The sequence below is a fragment of the Streptomyces sp. RFCAC02 genome (genome assembly GCF_004193175.1).
Lineage (GTDB): Bacteria > Actinomycetota > Actinomycetes > Streptomycetales > Streptomycetaceae > Streptomyces.
Genome location: NZ_SAUH01000001.1, coordinates 1853193 through 1875478, shown reverse-complemented (window position 1 = coordinate 1875478; position 22286 = coordinate 1853193). Strand labels below are relative to the sequence as shown.

The following is a 22286-nucleotide window of genomic DNA, read 5'->3' as shown; positions in this document are numbered from 1 at the left end:
CACACCGCCCGCGCCGCCGCCCGACCGGCGGCACAGCGAACAGGGAGCAGCAGCAGTGGCAGCGGCACCACGCCAGGACGTCTCCGGCGCCCGCAGGATCGTCGTCAAGATCGGCTCATCCTCGCTGACCACCGCGGCCGGGGGGCTGGACGCCGACCGGGTGGACGCACTCGTCGATGTGCTGGTGAAACAGGACGGGAGGCAGATCGTACTGGTTAGCTCCGGTGCGATCGCCGCGGGACTTGCGCCCCTCGGGCTCGGCAGGCGCCCCGCCGACCTGGCCCGGCAGCAGGCCGCCGCCTCCGTCGGACAGGGTCTCCTGCTCGCCCGGTACACCTCGTCCTTCGCCCGCTACGGACGGCGTGTCGGGCAGGTCCTGCTCACCACCTACGACACGAGCCGCCGCAGCCACTACCGCAACGCCTACCGCACACTCGACCAGCTCTTCACCATGGGCGTGGTGCCGATCGTCAACGAGAACGACACCGTCGCCACCGACGAGATCCGCTTCGGCGACAACGACCGCCTCGCCGCCCTCGTCGCCCACCTCGTCCGCGCCGACCTGCTCGTCCTGCTGACCGACGTGGACGGCCTCTACGACGGCGACCCGTCCCGCCCCGGCGCGCGGCGCGTCACCGACGTGACAGGACCCGGCGACCTCGCGGGCATCGAGATCGGGCGGGCCGGCCGCTCCGGCGTCGGCACCGGCGGCATGGTCACCAAGGTCGAGGCCGCGGCCATCGCGACCGGCGCCGGCATCCCCGTCGTCCTCACCTCGGCCGGGCACGTCGGCGAGGCGCTGTCCGGCGCGCCCACCGGCACGTACTTCCACCCCACCGGCCGCCGCACCGCCGGCCGGCTCCTGTGGCTCGCGCACGCGTCGGCGCCGCGCGGCGCGGTCGTCCTCGACGCCGGCGCCGTCCGGGCCATCACCGAACGCCACGGCTCCCTCCTGCCGGCCGGCATCACCGGCGTCGAGGGCGACTTCTCGGCGGGCGAGCCGATCGAACTGCGCGACGAGACCGGCCGCGCCGTCGCCCGCGGCCTCGTCAACTTCGACGCCCGCGAGATCCCCCGCCTCATCGGCCGCTCCACGCACGACCTGGCCGCCGAGCTCGGCCCCGCCTACGAACGGGAGGTCGTCCACCGTGACGACCTCGTGCTGCTGCGGGCATGAAGCGCGGAGCACGGCGGCGGATCGGGTGAAGGCCGGCGCCCGCGGGCGGGGCGTTCCGCGAAACGGGCCACGCACGCGCCCGCGAACTGGTCAACTCGTCGGTGGCCCGGCCGCCGCGGAGCGCCGTGCCGCGCCGCGGTGGGCGGCGGACCCGTGCCCGACCCAGCACAGGATTGGAGGCCGCCGGTGAGACGACTGGCCGGCGTCGGAGAAGACCGCAGGGACGACGCGGCGCCGCGGGACACCCGGCGGCCGCCACAGACGTCCCGGCTGTGGCACATCACGCTCAGTGTCGCCGGGGCGGCCCGGCCCCCGCACGAGGTGCGGCGCGCGCTGGAACGCCTCGCGGACGACCACCCGTTCCTCCTGGCCGGCCGCTACGCCCCCGACCACGCCGAGATCGGCTACTGGGAGGAGGCCCGCGACCTGCACGACGCGGCGGCGATCGCGCTGCGGCTGTGGGGCGAGCACCGGCGGTCGGCGGGCCTGCCGCCGTGGGAGATCGTCGGCCTCGAAGTCGTCGGCCTGGAGACGTACCGGCGCCGCGTCGCGGAGGGGAACGGCCCGCCGCCCGTCGCGCGGGCGGGCGTCCGCCCGTTCTGAGGGGAAACCGGCCCGGGCTTCTCCGGGGAAGTCCTAAGCTGAAGGTATGAGCGCACCCTCTGCCACCGGGACCACCGGGTCGTCCCCCGTCCTCGCCGCCGCCGCACGTGCCAAGGAGGCCGCCGCCGGCCTCGCGCCGCTGCCGCGCACCGCGCGGGACGCCGCGCTGGCCGCCGTGGCGGACGCCCTGGAGGCCAGGGCCGCCGAGATCGTCGCCGCCAACGCCGAGGACATCGACCGCGCCCGCGCCGCCGGCACGGCCGCCTCGATGATCGACCGCCTCACCCTGACCCCGGAGCGCATCGCGTCCATCGCCGCCGACGTGCGGCACATCATCACCCTGCCCGACCCGGTCGGCGAGGTCGTCCGCGGCTCCACCCTGCCGAACGGCCTGGAGCTGCGGCAGGTCCGCGTACCGCTCGGGGTCGTCGGCATCGTCTACGAGGGCCGGCCCAACGTCACGGTGGACGCCGCCGCCCTGTGCCTCAAGTCGGGCAACGCGGCGCTGCTGCGCGGCTCGTCGTCCGCGTACGCCTCCAACACCGCGCTGGTCGCCGTCCTGCGGGACGCGGTCGTGAGCGCGGGGCTGCCCGCCGACGCCGTGCAGCTCGTTCCCGGCGAGAGCCGCGACTCGGTGCGCGAGCTGATGACGGCCCGCGGTCTGGTCGACGTCCTCATCCCGCGCGGCGGCGCCTCGCTGATCCAGGCCGTCGTGACCGGCTCCACGGTGCCGGTGATCGAGACCGGCACCGGCAACTGCCACGTGTACGTGGACGAGTCGGCCGACCTCGACATGGCCGTCGACATCCTGGTGAACTCCAAGGCCCAGCGCCCCAGCGTCTGCAACTCCGCCGAGACGGTCCTCGTGCACGCCGGCATCGCCGACCGCTTCCTGCCGCGCGCCCTCGCCGCCCTCACGGCGGCCGGGGTCACCGTGCACGGCGACGAGGTGTGGCAGAAGGCCGGCGCGTCCGCGGGCACTGTCGTCGTCCCGGCGACGGACGAGGACTGGGCGACGGAGTACCTGAGTTACGACATCGCCGCCGCCGTCGTGCCGGACCTCGACGCGGCCGTCGCCCACATCCGGCGGTGGACCTCGGCACACACCGAGGCCATCGTCACGCGGGACACCGCGGCGGCGCGGCGGTTCGTCGCGCGGATGGACTCCGCCGCCGTCATGGTCAACGCGTCGACCCGGTTCACGGACGGCGGACGCTTCGGCTTCGGCGCCGAAATCGGCATCTCCACGCAGAAGTTGCACGCGCGCGGCCCGATGGGCCTGGTGGAGCTGACCTCCACCACCTATGTCGTCACAGGTGATGGTCACACCGTTGAGTGAAATCCGAATGGCCCTCCCTTTCGCCCCGTATTCCGCCTACGCTGGGGAACGTGCCGGACGATCTGGAGGGCCTGCCGTTCCCTGACGGCGAGGGTCCCGGAAGTGACGACCGCAGCGCGGCGGCCGACGAGGAATTCGCCGCGCTGGTGCTGGACGAGGCGTTCGTCGGGGCCGCCCGGGTCCACGAACCGAGCGCGGACGAGCGGATGCTCTACGCCGCGATGGAACGCGCCGAGACCGAACCGGGCGAGACCGGATTCCACGGCGACCCGGATCCCGACCCGGGCGCGCCGGCCGGGTTCGCCGGCTTCACGGGCGGCATCCCGGGCCACGGGTACACCCGGTGGCCCCCGGACGACCACGCGGACGCCGACGAGGACGGCCCCGAAGGGTTCGACCCCCTCGAAGAGCTGGTCGACGGCGTGGAGTTCGGGTTCTCGCGGTTCGGGGCCGCCGAGCCGGTCGCCCGGGAGTTCGGGGCCGTCGAGTTCGGGCCGGGGGACGACGAGTCCGGGAACGGCGAGTTCGAGGACGAGGAGGACGGCGAGGGGCGGTTCGACCGGTCCGACTACCTCCAGTACCTGCCGGACGACGCCGACGCCGACGCCGACGACCCCGATCACGCGGACGGCCCGGACGGCACCGCGGCGCCGTCCGTCTCCCACCACCGCCCCCCGCCCGGCACGGCGATACCGGCCCCCGCGCCGCGCGGCCTGCCCCCCGCCCCCGGCGGCCGGCCGCGCTGGGAGCGCCCCGTCGCCTGCGTCCTGGCGATGGTCATGGGCATCGGTGTCCTCGCCCTCGCCCTCATGGCCGTCCAGCGCGCCGGCTCCACCCCGCGCGACGCCTCCGACTCCGTGTCCCCCGCCCCGCCCGCCGGTGAACAGCACGACGTCCCGCCGGAGTCGGACGACTCCCCGGGAGCCGGGGACTGACCGCCGCCGCCACCGGTCACGAAGTCCCGGGCAGGAGGGCTTTTTCCGCCCCGCCCCGCGCCGTACGCTGGAAGCGTGGCCGGGCCTTACGACCCTCCGGGGGCCTCCGGAGGAGCCCCGGGAGCCGGGGACGAGGAGTACGGATCGACCGTCTTCGACGAGTCGTTCGTCCAGGCTGCGCGGCTCCAGGAGTTCTCCGCTCAGGAACGCCTCGCGGATCACACGACGGCCGTGCGCGACCGGCGGCCGGAGCCGGGCGAGACCCTGATCCGCGCCGTCCCCCGGCAGGGCATCGTCCTCGCCGTCATCGTTCTGCTGGCGTTCGCCGCCGCCATCTACCTCGGCGCCCGCACCCCCTACGGTCCCGGCGCGCGGCTCGTCCTCGACCCGCCCGCCGCGACCACGGTCGTCCTCGCGCCGCGGGACGCCGTGGCGGGCGCCCCCGACACCGACACGCTGTTCGCCGGCTCGCCGGCGGCCGCCTTCGGCGCGGGCGACGGCGCCGTCGGCCTGCCCGACCCCCGCCCCACCGAGCACTTCTCCCGCGAACAGGTCCTCACCGCGCTCACCCTCGCCAAGGAGTACCTCGTCGCGAGCGCCCTCACCCCCGACGTGGTGTCCGGCGCCACCGCCGTGCCGGTGCGGCAGCTCCTCGGCCCCGAGCAGCAGCGGCAGCTCGACGCCGCGCTGGACGGCCACGGCGGACGGACGGCGGCCACCGACTGGCTGGTGCGGTTCGACCCGGCCGAGGTGTCGCCGGTCGGCGGCGAGATACGGGTGAGCGGGACGTTCACCTTCACCGAGATCGAGCAGGACATCCTCCAGGTCACCGGCCGGCACGCCGTCGCGTACGCGGTGCGTCCCGCCGGGGACCCCGCTGAGGCCGTCGCCCTGTTCACGGTGCAGCGCGAGGTGCGGCTCCAGTTCGGCGAGAACGAGCTGCGCGACCGGCGGGTCGTCGTGCGGCAGGTCATGACGGCCGCCGGCCCGAGCGACTGCGCCTCCGACCCCGACGACGCGCTCCACCCGCTGACGGCGGGCGCGCGCGCCACGCTCCTCCCGGAGGCCGCGCCGATCGACCCGTACGCGCTCCAGGAAGTCCGCCCGGTGCTGTGCGGGGTCTACGGGGCCGGCGGCTAGCGCGGGGGTGCCCGGACCGCCGCGAGGGTGGGGGCGGGAGGCCGCCCGCGGTGGCTGCGCTTACGATGACCCTACGTTGACCCGACGTTCAGCAGCCCGCCGTACCCGGAAACCGGATAGGTCCCGCTCATGACTCCGCTTCTCCAGCCCGCAGCCGAAGCCCTGACCACGCTCGCCGAGGAGGAGGGCGGTCACGGCCACGGCCACGACAGCCTCAACGCCTACGGCATCGGCATCGGGGCGTTCGTCGCGCTGCTGGTCCTCCTGTGGATCGTCACGCGCCTCAACCGCGACCGCTGAGACCGGCCGTGACAGACCGGATAGACGCCCCCGGCAAGCGGCGGATCGGGGTCATGGGCGGCACGTTCGACCCCGTGCACAACGGCCACCTGGTCGCGGCGAGCGAGGTGGCGGCGCGGTTCCGTCTCGACGAGGTCGTGTTCGTGCCGACCGGCCGGCCGTGGCAGAAGGAGCAGCGGCGGGTGTCGGCGGCCGAGGACCGCTACCTGATGACGGTCATCGCGACCGCGTCGAACCCCCAGTTCTCCGTCAGCCGCATCGAGATCGACCGCGGCGGGCGCACGTACACCATCGACACGCTGCGGGAACTGCGTGCCCTCCATCCGGATGACGACCTGTTCTTCATCACGGGGGCGGACGCGCTGGCGCAGATCATCGGCTGGCGGGACGCGGACGAGCTGTTCGGCCTCGCGCACTTCATCGGCGTGACCCGGCCCGGGCACGTCCTGGCCGACCCCGGCCTGCCCGGCGGCGGCGTGTCGCTCATCGAGGTGCCCGCGCTCGCCATCTCCTCCACCGACTGCCGGGAGCGGGTCGCGCGCGGTGATCCGGTCTGGTACCTCGTGCCGGACGGCGTCGTGCGCTACATCAGCAAGCGCGCGCTCTACCGGAACGGAGCACCGGAAACCACGGGTGGCACGGCCTGATCCCACGAAAGGGCGGCTTTGGTGAACGACCGGCAGGACCCGTACGGGCAGATCTACGGTTACGACGCGTACGGCCGCCCGCTGTACCGCGCGGAGCCACCCGATCAGACGCCCGCCGCCGGCTACCAGGACCCGCAGTACGGATACCCGCAGGAGGGGTATCCGCAGCAGGACTACGGCCAGTACGGCGCCGAGCAGTACGGGCAGGATCCGTACGGGCAGCCGTACCAGCAGCCGTACGGAGAGCAGGGTTACGACCCGTACGCGGCGTACGGCACGTCCGCGCCCGCGGCACCCGCCCCCGAGCCCGTCGCCGAGCCCGCCCAACCGGAGCCCGAGCAGGAGCCCGAGCAGGAGCCCGAGCCCCGGCCGGAGCGGCCCGGCGCCGCCGCGCCGCCGCCCGTGCCGCCGCAGCGCGACACGGACGACACGGACTACCGCACCGAGCAGTTCGCCTTCGTCGACGAGCAGAACGACGAGGTCGAGGACGTCATCGACTGGCTCAAGTTCTCCGAGAGCCGCACCGAGCGCCGCGAGGAGGCCAAACGGCGCGGCCGCAGCCGGCGCCGCCTCCTCGTGATCCTCCTCGTCCTCGCCGTCATCGGCGGCACCGGGGCGCTGTGGGCCACCGGCCGGCTGCCGTTCCTGCCGGGACCGGGCGAGGACGACGGGGCGGCCGGCCCCGGCGGCGGCGCGCGCGAGGTGATCCTCGTGCACCTGCGGGCCGTCGACTCCGACGACAGCTCGACCGCCCTCCTCGTCGCCGACGGCCCCGACGCCACCGGCACGACCCTGCTGCTGCCCGACGAGCTCGCCGTCATCGCCGACGGCATGGGCACCACCCTCGCCCAGGCGGTCGTCCAGGAGGGCGCCTCCACCGTCCGCGACGCCGTCAGCAACCTGCTCGGCACCGACATCTCGGGAAGCTGGCGCCTCGACACCCCCTATCTGCAGAACCTCGTGGACCAACTCGGCGGCGTGCGGCTCAGCACCGACGTCGAGGTGCCCGGCGAGGACGGCGGCGAGCCCCTCGTCCCGCTCGGCGACGACATGCGCCTCAGCGGCGCCTCCGCCGTCGCGTACGCCACCTACCGGGCCGACGACGAGCCGGCCGCGGCGCAGCTGCAGCGGTTCGGGGCGGTGCTGGAGGCCGTCCTCGACACCATGCCGACGGACGAGGAGTCCGCGACCGGCATCGTCCGCAACCTCCAGCAGATCGTCGACCCCTCGCTCAGCGAGGAGGAGCTGGGCGCCAGCCTCGCCGCGCTCGCCGCGTACGCCCAGGACGACGCCTACACCACGACCGTGCTGCCCGCCGAGGAGGACGGCACGATCAGCGACGAGACCGCCGAGGGCCTGGTCGCCGACGTCCTGGACGGCACCGTGAGCAACGCCAACCCGGACGGCATCGCGCGGATCGGCGTCCGGGACGCCACCGGCGTCGACGGCACGGCGGAGGAGGCGCGCATCACGCTGCTCAACGGCGGCTTCACCGTCGTGGACGCCCGCGCGACCGACGAGCCGGCGGACGCCTCGCAGGTCACCTACAGTGACGAGGCGTTCCAGGAGACGGCGATCGAGGCGGCCCGCACCCTGGGACTCTCCGAGGACGTCGTCACGCAGGGTGAGACCTCGGCCAATGCCGATGTGACGATCGTGCTGGGAGGGGATTATGACGACTGACACGGACGGCTCCCGTCCGGGCCGTGAGACCCTGGAGAGGGACCGTCCGACCGCACGACCGAGGAGACTCCCGCACCTGTGACCGCAACGGACCGCGCCACCGAGCTCGTCCGCGCCGCCGCCCAGGCCGCCGCCGACAAGCTCGCGCACGACATCATCGCCTACGACGTCAGCGACGTCCTCGCCATCACCGACGCGTTCGTCCTCGCCTCGGCGCCCAACGACCGGCAGGTCCGCGCCATCGTCGAGGGCATCGAGGAGCGGCTGCACACCGAGTGCGGTGTCAAGCCGGTGCGCCGCGAGGGCGAGCGCGAGGGCCGCTGGATCCTGCTCGACTACGTCGACGTCGTCGTGCACGTCCAGCACGTGGAGGAGCGTGTCTTCTACGCGCTCGAGCGCCTCTGGAAGGACTGCCCGCTGCTCGACCTGCCCGAGGACGCCAAGGCCACCGCGGGCAGGTCCGCCACCGCCGCCGCCACCGCCGGGGGCGGTGAGGGCGCCTGAGCGGGGCCGCCGGCGCGCCCCGCCGGATCGTCCTGTGGCGGCACGGCCAGACCGCCTGGAACCTGGCCGACCGCTTCCAGGGGCAGCTCGACATCGACCTGACCGACACCGGCCGCGCCCAGGCCCGCCGGGCGGCGGCCAAGCTCGCCGACCTCCCGCCGGACGCCATCATCTGCTCCGACCTGCGGCGCACCCGTGACACGGCGGCCGAGCTGGCCTCCGTCACCGGCCTCGACGTCACCTACGACGATGCCCTGCGCGAGACGTACGCCGGGGACTGGCAGGGGCTCACGCACACCGAGATCCGTGAGCGCTTCGGCGACCAGTACGAGGCGTGGCGGCGCGGCGAGCCGGTGCGGCGCGGCGGCGGCGAGCTGGAGACCGAGGTCGCCGACCGGGCCGCGCCCGTCGTGGAGCGGACGGTCGAGAAGCTGCCGCCCGGCGGCGTGCTCGTCGTCGTCAGCCACGGCGGCGCCATCCGTACGACCATCGGCCGGCTCCTCGGGCTGCCGCCGCAGACGTGGGAGGCCCTCGGCGGGCTCACGAACTGCTGCTGGTCCGTGCTGGGCGAGAGCGTACGGGGCTGGCGCCTGCTGGAGCACAACGCCAACTCCCTCCCGGAACGGGCCATCGGCGACGACGTCTGAGCCGCTCCCGCCCGGCCGTCACCCGGCGGTCGGCAGGGGGGCGCAGCCGCCGTCCACCGCGGGGGACACGGGGATCGGCGCGCCGACCAGCCCCTCCAGGCGCAGCCGGCTGACCTCGTCGTCCGGCACGTAGACGATCATGCGGGCGTCGGGCAGGCCGTTCACGGTCAGCGAGTGCGACCGCACGTGGATACGGCCCGCCTCCTTGTGATCGAACAGCTTCATGCGCATCCCCGGCGGCGCCACCGCACCGTTCGCCCACAGCCGCGCGAAGCGCGGGCTCTCCCGCACCAGCTCCTGGATGAGCGACTCCCACCGCGGCTCGCCCGTATGGCGGCCGTACCCCCAGCGCAGCGTGGACACCAGGCTGGTCAGGTCCGCCTCGCTCACCACCACGGGGCACTGCCTGCGCGGATCCAGGAACAGCAGCCGCAGGAGGTTGTCGGTGGGCACGGCGCCGAGGATCGCGCGGTAGCCGGCGTTGCTGGCGAGGAAGTCGTACCGGGCGTTCCACACGACGGCGGGCAGCGGGTGCAGCGCGTCCAGCATGATCTGCATGTCGCACAGGGACTTCCCACGCGGTGGCATGCCGTCCGCCGTGCCGTTGATCGGCACCTCCGCCAGGTGGTACAGGTGCTCGCGCTCCGCCGCGTCGAGCCGCAGGACGCGCGCCACGGCGTCGAGGACCTGCCCGCTCGCGTTGATGGGGCGCCCCTGCTCCAGCCACGTGTACCAGGTGACACCGACACCGGCGAGCTGCGCGACCTCCTCGCGCCGCAGCCCCGGTGTCCTGCGGCGCGTGCCGGGCGGCATGCCCACGTCCTCGGGAGTGATGCGGGCACGCCTGCCGCGCAGGAACGCGCCCAGCTCCGGTCGCCGTCGTGCGGTCGTCACGCTCACCCCTCCAGGGTGCGCCGGGCGCTCCGTCCCAGCCAGGTGTCTGCCAGTACCAGTATCGACCGGCTCTCGTTACCCGTACCGCGCCGGTCGCACGCTGAGCCGTATGACACTCTCCTCCACGCCCCCGGCGCCGCCCTCGCCCTCGGCCTCGGCCGGGCCGCCGGCCCCGGCCGCTCCGGCACCGGCCGCCCCCGAGCGGCCCGGGCGGGTCCTCGCGGTCGTGCTGGCCGGCCTGTTCATGGCGTTGCTCGACGTCTTCATCGTCAACGTCGCCGCGCCCACGATCCGCACCGACCTCGGCGCGTCCGACAGCGGCCTGCAGCTCGCCGTCGCCGGCTACACCATCTCCTACGCGGTCCTGCTGATCACCGGCGCCCGCCTCGGCGGCCGGTTCGGCCCCGGGCGGCTGTACCTGGCCGGGCTCGGCACGTTCACGGCCGCGTCCCTCGCCTGCGGGCTCGCGCCCGGCACCGGCACGCTGATCGCGTTCCGCCTCGCCCAGGGCACGGGTGCCGCGCTGATGATGCCGCAGGTGCTGAGCCTGATCCAGCTCACGTTCACCGGCGCCGCGCGCGGACGGGCGCTGCGGCTGTACGCCACCGTCATCGCGACGGGCGCCGCCGCCGGGCAGATCGTCGGCGGCGCCCTGATCAGCGCCGACCTGTTCGGCCTCGCCTGGCGGCCCGTGTTCCTGGTCAACGTGCCGTTCGGCATCGCCCTGCTGGTCGTCGGCGCCCGGGTGCTGCCCGCCGCGGGCGGGCGCCCGCCGGGCCGCGCCCGCCCGCTGGACCCGGCCGGGCTCGTCCTGTTGAGCGCCTCGGTGCTGCTGCTGACCGTCCCGCTGGTCCTCGGGCAGGACCGGGACTGGCCCGCGTGGTGCCTGTGGTGCCTGGCGGCGAGCCTCGTCCCGGCGGCGCTGTTCGCGGCGCAGCAGGCACGTACGGCACGGACCGGGGGCGCGCCGTTGATCTCCCCGCGCATGCTGCGCACGCCCGGCGTGCTGCCCGGCGCGCTCAGCGTCTTCCTGTCGATGGCCGTCACCGGCGGCCTGACGTTCAGCGTCTCCCTGCACGTCCAGGGGCCGGACGCGACGGGCGGCCTCGCGTACGGCGCGCTGCACGCGGGGCTCACGTTCATCCCGCAGGCGGTCGGCTACGGACTGGCCTCGCTGTACTGGGGCAAGGCGGCCGCGGTGCTGCGCCACTGGACGGCGGCGGCCGGCTTCCTGGTGGCCGGCGCGTCGATGGCCGTCACGGGCCTGCTGCTGCGGGACGGACGCGGTGTCGACCTGCCCGTGCTGCTGGTCTTCACCGTCACCGGGCTCGGGCTCGGCCTCTCGTTCAGCGCCTCGCTGAACCGCACCCTGGCGTCGGTCCGCCCGGAGGAGGCCCCCGACGCGAGCGGCCTGCTCGGGATGATGACGCAGCTCGGCATGCTCGCGGGCATCGCGGCCCTCGGCACGCTCTTCCTCGGGCGCGCGGACTCCGCGCACTCGACGGCGGACGCGCTGTGGCCGACGATGATCGCGCTGTCCGCCGCCGCGGTGGTGGGCGCCCTCGCCGCGGCCCGTCTCAACACCGCGGCGCGCGGCGGGAGGTGAAGAGCCACCGGAGGCCGAAGGGCTTCCGGGGAGGCCGTATATCGATCCCGTCTCCCTTCCGTGGAGGCGGGATCTTCCGCTTATCGGCGGATCGTTCACGTGGCAGAATCCTGGGTATACGCCGGTATACGCCGGGCGGCGGGAGCCCTGGCCGCTGATCGCTCGGCATCTCCTTGGGGGGTACCCACGTGAGCACGGCCCACGACCGAGGGTGGAGCTGAGCGCTCATGGGTGCACACAGCAGGAAGTGCGACTGGTGCGCGGCCGGCACACCGATCGTGCGCGATCTCCAGCCCGTCAACGTGTCCTACCAGTACTGGTGCGTCGAGTGCGCCCGCGCCCTGATCATCAAGGGCGACCCGATCGAGGTGTACCGCGAGCTGGAGGGCGAGCCGATCTACGGCCGTCTCCTCGACGAACACTGCGCGCTGAAGCGCTTCTACTCCTTCGCGAGCGCGTGACCGCCCCCACACCGCCGCCCCCGCCCACCGATTTGGCAAACGCCCCCGGGAAGTGTGTAAAGTAGGGATCACCGCGAGGGGGAGACCCCGACCGGGACAAGCAAGGGGCTATAGCTCAGTTGGTAGAGCGCTTGCATGGCATGCAAGAGGTCAGGAGTTCAATTCTCCTTAGCTCCACAGGTCAGAGGCCCCCTCCCGCAAGGGAGGGGGCCTCTGCGTGACTAACTGAGTGACTAACGTCCTTGCCTCGGACGCAAGCGTCCGAAATGCGGCTTCTGGGCGTCAACCCCCGGCGATCGTTCCCCCGTCGAACTGCCTTCCGCATCGGGCTCGGCCGGTCGATCCTGGTCGGTTCAGTGCTGGAAGATGCGGTCCATGGTCAGTGCTCCGGTCTGGATGACGGGACGGATCTGCTTCCGGTAGACCTTCTCCGTGGTCTCGGTACTGGAGTGCCCCACGAGCCGGGCGATCTCCTCGACGGGGACGTCGTGGTCGGAGAGCAGGGACACGAAGCTGTGCCGCATCTCCCTCGGCGTCCACTCGGCGGGGTCGATGCCGTCGGCCTTGGCGATGGCCCGGCGGAAGGCGCGGCGCACGTTGGCGGCGTCCAGGATCGTGCCGACGTCCGAGGCGAAGACGAGGTTGTTCTCCCGCCACCTCTCGCCGGCCATTCTCCGCTGACGTTCCTGTACTCGGCAGTGCCGTCGCAGGGCGGAGACGCAGCGGCCGGGAAGGGCGAGCGTGCGCCGGCTCTTCCGGGTCTTGGTCTCACCGCTCCGGCGGACGGAGCGCCAGACCGCGATGTGCGGGGGGACCGGCGGATCGGCGTGCGGGCGTCCTCCGAGATCGACGTGGTCCCAGGTGAGCGGGCGCAGTTCCTCGGTCCGCGCACCGGTGAGGAGCGAGACGACGATGTAGGCGCGCATCGGGTCGTTCTCGACGGCCCTGAGGACGGCCTCGGCCTGGGAAAGCGTCATGGCCTTCGACGGTCTCCCCGGCTGCCCGGTCGGTACCGCGCACAGGGCGACGACGTTGCGGCTGACCTTTCCGCGGACCATAGCGCGCTGCACCGAGCGGTTCAGGCAGGAGTGGATGCCCTGCAGGGTGCGGGTGCTGAGCGCCCGCGCCTTCGCCGCCAGCCATCTGTCGACATCGTCGACGCCGAGTTCGCGAAGCTTTCGGTGGCCCAGATCGGCAATGACGTGCGTACGGGAGAGGTTGGCGTACCACTGCACCGTCTGCGGGTCCTTTCCGGCGAGGCCGTACGCCAGCCAGTTGGTGACCGCTTCCTCGACGGTGCAGTCGGTCGTGGCGGCCACGAGGCCGGTCTCATGCTCGCTGAGAAGCTCCTTGAGCTTGCTTTTGGCCTCGGCCTTGGTCCTGCCGCTCCTGCGTCTGACGACACGCTTTCCGGCGTCGTCATACCCCAGACTCACGGAAGCGATCCAGCGTTGGCGCCCGGCGTCCCAGTGCAGGCCGCCGTCTCCTCGGTCACGGCGTGCGCTCACCGCTTCCCTCCGGCCTCGCGTTCGAGAAGTGCGACGTACTCGTGGAGCGCGGAGCTGGGGACGCGCCTCGACCGTCCCTGGCGGACCGTCCGCAGACGGCCGGTCCGCATGAGGTCGTAGACGACGGACCGGCTGAGGTTGAGCAGCTCCACCACGTCCGAGACGCGGTACAACTGAGGCTCTGTCACCGAGCCTCCTGACCGGGGATGGCCGTTGCGCGAACGGAGCCGCCGACCGGCTCAACGACGCGAGTGCTCTGGTGTGCGGCGCAGCAGACCAAAGTTGTCTCGCGCGAGCCATCGCTGCACCACAGGCCGGTGGTGATGGCGACGGTGCGGAAGTCGCCGCAGTTCGAACAAGGTGGCAGGTTCGGGGCGGACTCAGGCATGATGAACGCTTCCTTCTCGGATCGATGCGGTTCGGGTGAGGAGGCGCCCCGCGCGGCGGCGGATGCTTGGCGGTATCGAGGCCGCCCCGCGGGGCCGACCGACGGCTTCCTGTCGCCGGTCGAATCGAGTGGGCATTCACAGTTGTTCACGGATAATAAGCGCGGTTGACCCGTGTATGCCCGGATTCATAACGATCTTGCGTGTTGCTCGTTGCTGCTCGCCCCGGTAGCGCGTTAACTCGTGTTTACGGCGAGCGAACTCGCCGAGACGTCCATTTGTTCGGATTTTCGTGTGGGTGAGGTGGCGAGCTTCGGCGGTGAGGTGAGTTGCCAGCTCCATTCTGTGGACTTGATTTGGCAAAAGCAAGTCCACTAGCTTGTGATCCCCCACCGGCACGGCGAAGGAGGCATGTACATGCGGCCCTTCCGAGGGAGTGCTTCTCGACGGTTGCGTGTCCTTCGTTGCGATGCGGCTGCCCGGCGCCCTCCGTTGTCCTGCTCGTGGCTTCCATGAGCCGCTACGGGCGCATCGAGCGCGGGTACATGGCAGCTGACCGGTTCACCCAGGTCTCCAACGACTTGGCGCGGGACCGGCGGTTGAGCAGGAAGGCGCGTGGGCTCTTCCTGGAGATCGCCTCGCATCGCGACGGCTACGGGCTCACCGTGGAAGCTCTCGTCCGCTCCGGCCCGGAGGCCGCGGGGCCATCATGACCGGCCTGCAGGAACTCGAGCAGTACGGCTACCTGGAGCGCTACCAGGAACGCGACGAGCGCGGTCGGCTCGGCTCCGCCGTCTACCGCATCACCGACTCCCCGCGGGCTCCCCTGCCCACCGAGGCCGATGAGAAGCAAGAGCCCAGGTCGGAGCCGATGTCGGAAAACCCGACGACGGATGACCCGACGTCGGATGATCCGCGGCCTAAGAAGAACAAGAGCAAGAAGACCAACCCGCAGAAGACCAGCCCTTCCCCTCCCTCCGTCCCGGTCGCGCCGAGCGCCGGCGTCTCACTGCTCCTGGCGATCGGCGCGCGCGAGCCGCGTCTCCGCATCGGCGGCCAGGCGCTCAGCCGCGAGGGACAGCGGCTCGACGATCTCCTGGCGGCCGGCTGGGACGCCGACAGCCTGCGGGCCGCCCTGACAGGTGGCCTCCCGCTCAACGTCACCCACCCTGCCGGTTTCCTCGCCCGCCGAATCGGGCACATCCCACCGACCCCTTCGCGGTTGCCCCTGCAGGACGCCGGACCGGAGCGCTCTGCGACCTACACTCCGCCCCGCTTCGGGAAGCACGTCCGGCCTCCTGCCCTGCCGGAGTGCGACGACTGCGGACGCCCCCCGGTGCCAGGGCGCGCCCTGTGTGCGGAATGCCTGGGCTGGCCACTGTGCTCCGGTTGCCAGAGACGGCGCGGTGATCCGGAAGGGGCGAACCTGTGCCGTACGTGCGGCGATGACGCCCGTGAGCAGCAAGCGGCCGAGATGGCCCTGCGCGCCGCTCTTCGGACCTCCTGATGGTGGACATCACGCTCATCCCGCAGGCGCGTGACTTGCGGAATCCCGGTCGGCCTCGCCAGCATGTCGGGGTGACCGCAGCCGACCCCATCGCCGTCCTCAAGGCAGCCAAGGGCCGGTTCGACCGTCTCCACGCCCGACTGCCCGAACGAGAGGCCCGCCGCAACAGCCTGCTCGCCGACTCCCATGCCGACCCGCTGAGCGAGCGCGAGAAGCGGGAGCGCGAAGCCCGCAGAGCCCGCGGGGAGAAGAACCCACCGGTGCGCGGCCGCGGTCGGCGAGCGGCCATCGCCCGGCTCATCGGCCAGACCGAGCAGAACGTCCGGAACCTCTACGAAGCCGAACTCGCCTACCGCGAGGCCACCGACCGGCCCCGGCGGCTCACCGAGCCCGACGCGGCCTTCGCCCTCCTCCCGGAGGCCCAGCGTGCCGTCGACGAGGTCACCGTCGCGCGCGACGCCTACTACGCGGCGATCGCCGACGCCCTCCCCCCACACGTCCACGGCGCCCGCCCCAGCGGCGCAGACGCCGACCGCTTCGCCGAGGTCCGACGCATCACCGGCCTCGACCCCTCGCACCTGCGCAGAATCCAACGCGGAGTACTGGAGAAGCGCACCCCACCGGCGACGGAGTAGCCCCGCACTCCCCGATCGAGTTCACGCGGCCGAGCCGCAGCACAGGCTCAAGAGGAGGCGCTGTTCGGCCGACGGAACCGCGGTCAGGTGATGGAGGACCAGTGCCAAGGGCGAGGGCCGGCGGCTCCCCGGAGACAGGCAAGCCTGTAATGGGCCTCAGCGGCGGCTTGCTGGCTGGTGGGGGCGAGCTGTAGGGCGAATGTCACCAAACGTAGCTCGCGTATCGACCGCAGCGTGGCGTATCCGGACCACGTCATGACGTCGAAGCCGTAACTCGCGACGAAACGTTCGTACTGTTTCCTCGAAATACTGCCCGCACTGTCGTAGCCGACCGCGGTGGAGGCCAGGTCCCACTCCGGCGGACCCAGCGAGGTCCGCTCGAAGTCGAGCAAGTAAGCGCGGTCCGTGGTGGCTGCGACGTTACCGCGCCAGGCGTCGCCATGGATGACGGTCTTGGGCATACCGTCCGGCAGCGCCCCCCACTCGTGCCGCAGCACCTCCAGCCGGTCCAGAAGCCAGCCTCGGACGTCGTCGGTGACGGTTTCCGCGCCGACGGCGCGGATTCGGTCGGCCAGCCTGACGAACGGGTCGAGGAGTCCGAGCTCGACAGCTCCCTGCCCTTCGCACAGACAAGGAACTGGCAAAGCATGGAGCTGACGCAGTAGCACGGCCAGTTCGTCTGTCGTGCCGGCACGATGCGGGGGCAGTTCCTCCCACAGGGTCGCGACTCGGCCGCCGGCATGGATCGGCTGATCGATCGGCAACGGTCGGACTGCCGGGAAGTGGTTGTCCGAGAGCCAGCGAGTCACCGCCACTTCACGAGCGGCTGCGGCGTCTTGGCCGGGGCGTGCTATGCGCACCACGATGCCGCCCGGGAGACGCCAGAGGTCGTTCTCACCGAGCCGGATCGGTTCTGCGTCTGTCGATGACAGGTGCGCGGCCGCGGTGACCTCCCCCAGGACGGCGCGGGACTGTTCGAGGCGTGCGTTCATCCAGTCACCGTCGCGGTGATGCGTTCACGGAGGTATGCGACGTCGGGCCTCGTGGAGTGCTTCGCGGAAGCCTGTGCCAGCGCTTGCACCTCGGTGATCGCGCGCTGGGAGCGCAGCTGGCCGATCTCGTCCAGTGCCCGGTGGCCTGTCGAGACCGCCTCTTGCGGGTCACCCACCGTCATGAGCAACGTCGCCAATTTGGTGCCGGACAGAGCGCGTGAGCGGACGTACACGTCGGTGTGCCGTTGGACGGCCGTCTTCAGCCGGGTGATGGCCAGGTCGGGAGAATGACCGAGAGCGGCGAGGTCGACGGCGGCGTGCCCCGTGTCGCCCAAGTGCTGGGCGTAGTCGTAGTGCGCCATCCAGGGCGCGTCTTCGCCGTCCCCGGACCGGCTCCAGGCGTCGTCGGCTCGACCGATGGCAGCGAGAGCCGCCTGCCGGGCATCCAGCTTCGCCAGCGCTCTGGCGCGGGCGATGTGCAGCATTCCGCGCTCTCGATGGGTGAGCCGGTCCGCGCGTACGAGCCCGGTCTCCGCGAGCGTCAGCCCTGTGTCGGGCGAGCCGCACCAGGTGGCCTGTCGGGAACGCCAGCTGTAGGCCCTCGCCCGGAGGTGCCAGTTGTCAGCTTGCTCGGCACAGTGGACGCCGAGCTCCAAAAGCTGAGTGGCATGGGGGTGATCACCACTGTCGAAGGCGCTCGCTCCCATGACCATGGCCAGTTCGCCGACTGCTGTGAGCAGCTCCGGGCGCAGTGGGGAGGGGCATTCGACGCCGAGCAGCCCGTGTGCCCAGATGAGTTGACCGATCGCGGTCGCGCGCACGAGGCCCCCGCCGCCGTACCGGGCGTCCCAGGTCGTGTGCCCCCGGGCTGCTGTGCGGATCTGCTCGATGTCCTCGGCGCGGACCTGCCTGGGGAGTTCGGCACCGAGCCGCGGAAACAGCGTGGAGAGCGACGCCGAGGTGAGGGCGGCGCCGACGCCGCCACCGAGGGTGAGGAAGGAACGACGTTCCACTGGTGGCAGCTCCCCCATGAGCGGTGAGTCCGGGGCATGTGTCGGACCAGTGTCCGGTGCAGTGTCGGTCTGCCCTTCACCGGTCCTTGTAACCGCGACGCCCTGAGGAGTGTCCGCATCAGCGTCTGTGTCCGTGTCCAGCTCAACTCGTCGCCACAGCCTTCGCAGCGCGCCGCCGGCTTCCAGAACGTCATCCAGGCGCGAGGCCAGCTTCGTGTTGCATGATCGCTGCGCCTTCTCGATCCGCTCGATGAGGGATGCGCTGACCTGCGCTTTTTCGCTCAGTGCATCGGTGCTGAGTTTGCGGGTCTTCCGCCAGTTCCGCAGCTCGACCCCGAACCAGGCGGCCAGGGATGTGGTGTCGTCCAGGGGGCGTTCTCGCTGAGGCATGAGCTTCCTCGCTCGTAACGATGCGGACACCGGTGTCCGCATCACATTGTCCGCATCGCTCAACGGTTTTTGCGGGTGTTGGGAAACATCCCATGTCCCTCGCGCAGTCCGGAGACGGAACGGCCCGGTGGCCTGCAGGCGGCGCACTGGGCCGTTCACGCGGCACCAGCCCCTCAGTCGCAGCAGAGGGTGTTGGCCCGGACCGCGCGGGTGAAGCCGCTCCATGCATCCTTCGAGACGGAGAAGCGCGCGCCGTCGGGGCGCTTCGAGTCCCGTACCAGAACGCTGGGCAGGGACAGCGCGCACTCCACGCACTCGTTGCTGGGAGTGCCGCTGTAGGAGCTCTTGCGCCACATCGGGCGGGGTTCAGCCACGGTAGGTCCTCACTTGTTGTGCATGTGCATCTTGCGGGCTTCGGCGATGAGCTGTGCCGAGGCGTCAGGGTCCAGCGCCTCACGGCGCAGGAAGTCGCTGGCGCGAGCGTATTGAGCCTGAGCTTCGGGCTCCTCCAGGAACAAGGAGCCGGCGGACGTCTCAATGAAGATCACGTCGAGGGACGGGTCCTGCCCGCCGTAGATGAGGAAGCTGCTGAGGGCAGCTCCGTAGGCACCGGCAGCGAAGGGAAGGACTCGGATGTCGATGTGCGGGTCACGGCCTCGCTGGAGCAGATGATCGAGTTGGTCGGTCATGGTGCCGGGGCTGCCGACCACGCGGTGGAGTACCGACTCGTCCATGATCACGTCGAGCGTCGGCGGGGTGGGCCGGGCGAGGATCTGCTGGCGCTTCATCCTCATCGACAGGTAGTCGGTGACATCGTCCGGCGGCAGCTCGCTGCCGGGTGTCTCCTTGATGGCGCTGGCGTACTCCAGCGTTTGCAGAAGTCCGGGGACGACGCCGGCCGTGTACTGGTTGATACGTGAAGCCTCGTCCTCGATGGCGAGCAGCAGCCTCATCGGGCTGGGAAGCCGCCCGGCGTAAGGCACCCACCAGCCGTCGACCACTTTGGAACGCTTCGCCAGGTCGATCAAAGCGCGGCGTTCGTCGTCCGTGGCCTGGTACACACGGCACAACTGGTCGACTTGGTTCCACCGGACTCCACCGCGGGCTCGCTCGTACCGGGAGACGTTGGCGCTGGACATTCCGGCCGCGCTGCCGGCCTGTTCCACGGTAAGGCCGGCTGTTTCACGGAGTGCCCGCAGGCGGATGCCGAGTTGCCGACGCCTCGCTGTGGGCCCGGTCGGCCCGTTCGACTTGTCTGCCGTCACGGACTCCTTGTCCGTCATCGCGTGCTCCCTCGCTGCCCTAACGGTGTCGCCATGCAAGTTACACGGCGGAACAACCGAGCAGGGAGTGGGTGAGTGATCGACGTAACGCCCATGCGGACACTTACGCCGCGCACGTTACGCGGCGAGAGGACCGTTGCCATACTCCGAGCAGTCCAGCCCCACGGCAATTCCAGGGGGAGTTATGACCGAGACGACAGTCCACCGGTCAATGACCGCTCAACGTATCGTGACTTTCAGTTCACTCCGCGCTGCCTCGTTCCTGTCCGTGGAGCGATTGGTGCGTCGGATGGTCCGCGGAATCGAAACCGTCGTCGGACTGTCCGCGGCGGCCGCTGCCTCGCGCGACCAGTCCCCGATCGGCGGGGCAGGCCACATGCCGCTTCGCCAACGTCCGCTTCCCCGTTGCGAGCCGACACTCGGACCGCCGTCCTGGTACGTGCTCGTTCTTCCCGGCGTGCCCAGGAGCGCTGTCCAGCTCCGGCGTGCTCTGGCTGAGTTCTGCGGCGGCTGCGGCCTACCCGGCGGGCTGACGGCGATCGCCCAGATCGTCGGCAACGAGTTGTTCAACAACGCGATCTCGCACGGTGAGTCCAGGGGTAAGCCGGTGCCGATCGAGATGACGCTTTTGCCCGGCGGTAGCGGAGTGATGCTCGTCGTGACCGACCGAGCGCCCTACGCGGTGCCGTCTCTCCAGCAGGCAAGCGATGAAGACGAGCAGGGGCGCGGACTGGCCCTTGTCGCGGCCGTCTCCCGGGACTGGGGGTTCCAGCCGTGCCCCGAGCGGCGGCAGAAGCGGGTCTGGGCGCTCCTGGGCGATGAGCGATGACCGGCCGGAGCGGACTTACGGCTTCGACATGTTGGGAGAACAGCACGATGACTGACAGCGAACGGCCCACGGTCGAGAGCACCGACATGACCTGGGTGCTCAACCGCATCACCTCCGAGCACGCCGCTGCCGCCAACGCCCTGCTGCTCACCTCCGACGGCCTGCTGCTGGCCTCGTCCGACGGCCTGTCGCGCGACGCGGCCGAGCGCACCGCCGCGACCCTCGCCGGGCTGCAGAACCTCAGCCGTTCCCTGAGCGAGTTCTGCGGCGGGCCGCTCGACCAGCAGATGCCGTGGCAGAAGTCGGTGGTCGACCTCGGCGACCACACCGTGCTGATGTTCGCGGCCGGTCCCCGGGTCTACATCGCCGTCTCCGTCAGCGAACCGATGACGAGCCCGGAGGTCGGCCTCGTCACCATGGCGACCACGCGCGCCGTCAACGGGTTGCGCCGCGTCCTCTCCGCCCATGAGTGCGACGCCGGACAGTGACTGCGGCAGAAGGGCGGCAGCGCCGCGGGATGGTCCGTACCCACGCGCCCACCGGCGGCCGGGCACGGCCGTCCCGCCAGACGCTCGACCTCGCCACGCTGCCGATCGCCGACACCACCGGGGGAGTGCGGCGGGTCCGTGCGCCCTCACCGACCCGTGCGCTCTCATGCCCGCTGCACGCAGCTGCGCCCACCATCACTCGATCCGCTTCCGTGTCCCGGCCTCTCGCCCGGGACACGACCGACCCCGAAACCGAGCAGACTTGTGAGACACCTGCCCGTCCTGCGACCGATGCTCCCGCACGCTGCGGCCCGGCCTGTTCGCCCGGGAGGCGATGTGACGCACTCGAAGAACTGCTGCGACAGTCCGTCCGTCGCAGCGATCGTGACCGGTGCCTACCTGCGGGACCTCCGGCACCGCGCCGGCCTGACACTGGAAGAGGTCGCTGCCTCCCTGTCCATCTCCGCCAGCACCCTCTCGCGCGCCGAACGCGGGCACCGTACGGCCCGTCCCGACATCCCGGCGATCGTGGCCGCCCGCCTCGGCCAGCGGCCGGCCGCGATCATGCGCGAGATGCGCAGCCTGCACCACGGCGGGGACTGGCACCACGCGGTGGACCTCAGCGGTCGGCCCCTGGAGCGGCTGCGCGCGGTGCAGGCATGCGCCCGCTCGGCGCGCGTGTGGATCACCTACGTCTGGCCGGCGGCCCTGACATCACCCGCTGAACACCGGCGGCTGGTGGACGCCTACAAGGCCATGGACGTGCGCCCGCCAGCCCTGCTGGCCGGCCACCAGCCCCCGCCCGAGGACGACCAGCTCCCGGCTGGCACGCTCACCGTCCTGATCGAGGACTCGCTCCTGGCCCGCGCGGGCCAGACCGAGCAACTCGCCCACGTACTCGCCCTCGCCGAAGAGCGGCGGATCACCCTGCGCGTCGTCCCCATCCAGGCCGGCATCACCGTGCCCGCCCCCCTCACGGAACTTCACCTGCCGCACAGCGCCACCCTGCACGTGACCGAGGACCACGTCGTCACCTACCTCTCCGGCCCGGACACCCGCTGGCTGAAGACAGGACTCGATAGCGCCGAGGCCGCCGCACTGCCGCACCAGCAGGGCCTCGACGCGGTGCGCCGCGTCGTCGCGGACGGCCCTCGGGCTTATGACATCACCACTCAACGCATCTGCTCTGAGACAGAGTTCGGGTGACACCCCACCATGACCGGCACCACCGCCCCACGAACGACGACCCGGACACTGCGGGGCGCCGCACGCCTGCACCGACTTCTGCGTGCCCTCCCTCGGCCCGCGCAGGAGCCCTG

25 protein-coding genes and 1 tRNA gene are annotated in these 22286 nt (G+C 71.8%); 19 read left to right on the top strand and 7 right to left on the bottom strand.

The window, feature by feature from the left end:
- The first annotated feature begins 55 nt into the window (after positions 1-55).
- The 10 genes from proB to EMA09_RS08560 all read left to right on the top strand — a co-directional run bounded on the left by proB (position 56) and on the right by EMA09_RS08560 (position 8975).
- Entirely contained in the window at positions 56-1177 is a 1122-nt protein-coding gene (gene proB, locus EMA09_RS08600) for a glutamate 5-kinase (RefSeq protein WP_129840451.1), read from the top strand.
- Positions 1178-1363: 186 nt separating this feature from the next.
- Positions 1364-1780, top strand: coding sequence for a hypothetical protein (locus EMA09_RS08595; protein WP_129840449.1), 417 nt, complete (start codon positions 1364-1366; stop codon positions 1778-1780).
- 46 nt (positions 1781-1826) lie between these two features.
- Positions 1827-3119, top strand: a complete 1293-nt coding sequence (locus EMA09_RS08590; protein WP_129840447.1) for a glutamate-5-semialdehyde dehydrogenase — start codon at positions 1827-1829, stop codon at positions 3117-3119.
- A 50-nt stretch (positions 3120-3169) separates the two neighbouring features.
- Positions 3170-4054, top strand: a complete 885-nt coding sequence (locus EMA09_RS08585; protein ID WP_129840445.1) for a hypothetical protein — start codon at positions 3170-3172, stop codon at positions 4052-4054.
- 75 nt (positions 4055-4129) lie between these two features.
- Positions 4130-5194: a hypothetical protein gene (locus EMA09_RS08580; RefSeq protein ID WP_129840443.1), complete on the top strand. Its 1065-nt coding sequence runs from the start codon at positions 4130-4132 to the stop codon at positions 5192-5194.
- A 129-nt stretch (positions 5195-5323) separates the two neighbouring features.
- Complete coding sequence (locus EMA09_RS28245; RefSeq protein WP_168220674.1) at positions 5324-5494, top strand: hypothetical protein; 171 nt, start codon at positions 5324-5326, stop codon at positions 5492-5494.
- A gap of 8 nt (positions 5495-5502) precedes the next feature.
- Positions 5503-6141: a nicotinate-nucleotide adenylyltransferase gene (gene nadD, locus EMA09_RS08575; RefSeq protein WP_276324176.1), complete on the top strand. Its 639-nt coding sequence runs from the start codon at positions 5503-5505 to the stop codon at positions 6139-6141.
- Between the two features lie 21 nt (positions 6142-6162).
- Complete coding sequence (locus tag EMA09_RS08570) at positions 6163-7824, top strand: LCP family protein (RefSeq protein WP_129840441.1); 1662 nt, start codon at positions 6163-6165, stop codon at positions 7822-7824.
- Between the two features lie 78 nt (positions 7825-7902).
- A complete protein-coding gene (gene rsfS / locus EMA09_RS08565) occupies positions 7903-8328 on the top strand; it encodes a ribosome silencing factor (protein ID WP_129840439.1) in 426 nt (141 codons plus the stop codon).
- Positions 8325-8975, top strand: coding sequence for a histidine phosphatase family protein (locus tag EMA09_RS08560; protein ID WP_129840437.1), 651 nt, complete (start codon positions 8325-8327; stop codon positions 8973-8975). The genes rsfS and EMA09_RS08560 overlap by 4 nt, the downstream gene beginning before the upstream one ends.
- Before the next feature lie 18 nt (positions 8976-8993).
- Here the strand turns inward: EMA09_RS08560 and EMA09_RS08555 are convergent, their stop codons facing one another.
- The gene (locus EMA09_RS08555) at positions 8994-9869 is read right to left on the bottom strand and encodes a helix-turn-helix transcriptional regulator (protein WP_346655814.1); all 876 of its coding nucleotides are present in this window, start codon (positions 9867-9869) and stop codon (positions 8994-8996) included.
- Positions 9870-9978: 109 nt separating this feature from the next.
- Here EMA09_RS08555 and EMA09_RS08550 point away from each other — a divergent pair, with 109 nt between their 5' ends.
- From EMA09_RS08550 to EMA09_RS08540, 3 genes are all read left to right on the top strand, one after another.
- The gene (locus EMA09_RS08550; protein ID WP_129840435.1) at positions 9979-11475 is read left to right on the top strand and encodes an MFS transporter; all 1497 of its coding nucleotides are present in this window, start codon (positions 9979-9981) and stop codon (positions 11473-11475) included.
- A gap of 227 nt (positions 11476-11702) precedes the next feature.
- Complete coding sequence (locus EMA09_RS08545) at positions 11703-11936, top strand: hypothetical protein (protein ID WP_129840433.1); 234 nt, start codon at positions 11703-11705, stop codon at positions 11934-11936.
- Positions 11937-12040: 104 nt separating this feature from the next.
- Positions 12041-12113: transfer RNA gene (locus EMA09_RS08540), tRNA-Ala, on the top strand.
- A 176-nt stretch (positions 12114-12289) separates the two neighbouring features.
- Here EMA09_RS08540 and EMA09_RS08535 read toward each other — a convergent pair.
- Both EMA09_RS08535 and EMA09_RS08530 read right to left on the bottom strand, forming a co-directional pair.
- Positions 12290-13444 (bottom strand): site-specific integrase, encoded by a 1155-nt coding sequence (locus EMA09_RS08535; protein ID WP_129840431.1) that lies wholly within the window; start codon positions 13442-13444, stop codon positions 12290-12292.
- The gene (locus tag EMA09_RS08530; RefSeq protein WP_129840429.1) at positions 13441-13632 is read right to left on the bottom strand and encodes a helix-turn-helix domain-containing protein; all 192 of its coding nucleotides are present in this window, start codon (positions 13630-13632) and stop codon (positions 13441-13443) included. The genes EMA09_RS08535 and EMA09_RS08530 overlap by 4 nt, the downstream gene beginning before the upstream one ends.
- A gap of 743 nt (positions 13633-14375) precedes the next feature.
- On the opposite strand from EMA09_RS08530, the gene EMA09_RS28240 reads away from it, so the two are divergent.
- The 3 genes from EMA09_RS28240 (at position 14376) to EMA09_RS08520 (ending at position 15972) form a co-directional block, all read left to right on the top strand.
- The gene (locus tag EMA09_RS28240; RefSeq protein ID WP_168220672.1) at positions 14376-14543 is read left to right on the top strand and encodes a hypothetical protein; all 168 of its coding nucleotides are present in this window, start codon (positions 14376-14378) and stop codon (positions 14541-14543) included.
- The gene (locus EMA09_RS08525) at positions 14540-15337 is read left to right on the top strand and encodes a hypothetical protein (RefSeq protein WP_129840427.1); all 798 of its coding nucleotides are present in this window, start codon (positions 14540-14542) and stop codon (positions 15335-15337) included. Before EMA09_RS28240 ends, EMA09_RS08525 begins: the two co-directional genes overlap by 4 nt.
- A gap of 71 nt (positions 15338-15408) precedes the next feature.
- The gene (locus EMA09_RS08520) at positions 15409-15972 is read left to right on the top strand and encodes a hypothetical protein (protein WP_129840425.1); all 564 of its coding nucleotides are present in this window, start codon (positions 15409-15411) and stop codon (positions 15970-15972) included.
- A gap of 83 nt (positions 15973-16055) precedes the next feature.
- Here EMA09_RS08520 and EMA09_RS08515 read toward each other — a convergent pair whose 3' ends face one another.
- From EMA09_RS08515 to EMA09_RS08500, 4 genes are all read right to left on the bottom strand, one after another.
- A complete protein-coding gene (locus EMA09_RS08515; RefSeq protein ID WP_129840423.1) occupies positions 16056-16964 on the bottom strand; it encodes an aminoglycoside phosphotransferase family protein in 909 nt (302 codons plus the stop codon).
- The gene (locus tag EMA09_RS08510) at positions 16961-18367 is read right to left on the bottom strand and encodes a helix-turn-helix transcriptional regulator (RefSeq protein WP_129840421.1); all 1407 of its coding nucleotides are present in this window, start codon (positions 18365-18367) and stop codon (positions 16961-16963) included. Before EMA09_RS08510 ends, EMA09_RS08515 begins: the two co-directional genes overlap by 4 nt.
- Positions 18368-18540: 173 nt before the next feature.
- Positions 18541-18741 (bottom strand): DUF397 domain-containing protein, encoded by a 201-nt coding sequence (locus EMA09_RS08505; protein ID WP_129840419.1) that lies wholly within the window; start codon positions 18739-18741, stop codon positions 18541-18543.
- A gap of 9 nt (positions 18742-18750) precedes the next feature.
- Positions 18751-19650: a helix-turn-helix transcriptional regulator gene (locus EMA09_RS08500; protein ID WP_129840417.1), complete on the bottom strand. Its 900-nt coding sequence runs from the start codon at positions 19648-19650 to the stop codon at positions 18751-18753.
- Positions 19651-19834: 184 nt separating this feature from the next.
- On the opposite strand from EMA09_RS08500, the gene EMA09_RS08495 reads away from it, so the two are divergent.
- The 3 genes from EMA09_RS08495 (at position 19835) to EMA09_RS08480 (ending at position 22173) form a co-directional block, all read left to right on the top strand.
- Positions 19835-20479 carry an ATP-binding protein gene (locus EMA09_RS08495; RefSeq protein ID WP_129840415.1) on the top strand — a complete coding sequence of 215 codons (645 nt, stop codon included), beginning with the start codon at positions 19835-19837 and terminating at the stop codon, positions 20477-20479.
- A gap of 47 nt (positions 20480-20526) precedes the next feature.
- A complete protein-coding gene (locus EMA09_RS08490) occupies positions 20527-20967 on the top strand; it encodes a roadblock/LC7 domain-containing protein (RefSeq protein WP_168220671.1) in 441 nt (146 codons plus the stop codon).
- Between the two features lie 336 nt (positions 20968-21303).
- Entirely contained in the window at positions 21304-22173 is an 870-nt protein-coding gene (locus EMA09_RS08480; protein WP_168220670.1) for a Scr1 family TA system antitoxin-like transcriptional regulator, read from the top strand.
- The last annotated feature ends 113 nt before the right edge of the window (positions 22174-22286 follow it).

Excerpts from the sequence above, each read along its gene's own strand:
- EMA09_RS08590 (WP_129840447.1), top strand. The coding sequence starts at position 1,827 with ATGAGCGCACCCTCTGCCACCGGGACCACCGGGTCGTCCCCCGTCCTC.
- EMA09_RS28245 (WP_168220674.1), top strand. The coding sequence starts at position 5,324 with ATGACTCCGCTTCTCCAGCCCGCAGCCGAAGCCCTGACCACGCTCGCC.
- EMA09_RS08550 (WP_129840435.1), top strand. The coding sequence starts at position 9,979 with ATGACACTCTCCTCCACGCCCCCGGCGCCGCCCTCGCCCTCGGCCTCG.
- EMA09_RS08545 (WP_129840433.1), top strand. The coding sequence starts at position 11,703 with ATGGGTGCACACAGCAGGAAGTGCGACTGGTGCGCGGCCGGCACACCG.
- EMA09_RS28240 (WP_168220672.1), top strand. The coding sequence starts at position 14,376 with ATGGCAGCTGACCGGTTCACCCAGGTCTCCAACGACTTGGCGCGGGAC.
- EMA09_RS08525 (WP_129840427.1), top strand. The coding sequence starts at position 14,540 with ATGACCGGCCTGCAGGAACTCGAGCAGTACGGCTACCTGGAGCGCTAC.
- EMA09_RS08515 (WP_129840423.1), bottom strand. The coding sequence starts at position 16,964 with ATGAACGCACGCCTCGAACAGTCCCGCGCCGTCCTGGGGGAGGTCACC.
- EMA09_RS08510 (WP_129840421.1), bottom strand. The coding sequence starts at position 18,367 with ATGCCTCAGCGAGAACGCCCCCTGGACGACACCACATCCCTGGCCGCC.
- EMA09_RS08500 (WP_129840417.1), bottom strand. The coding sequence starts at position 19,650 with ATGACGGACAAGGAGTCCGTGACGGCAGACAAGTCGAACGGGCCGACC.
- EMA09_RS08495 (WP_129840415.1), top strand. The coding sequence starts at position 19,835 with ATGACCGAGACGACAGTCCACCGGTCAATGACCGCTCAACGTATCGTG.
- EMA09_RS08490 (WP_168220671.1), top strand. The coding sequence starts at position 20,527 with ATGACTGACAGCGAACGGCCCACGGTCGAGAGCACCGACATGACCTGG.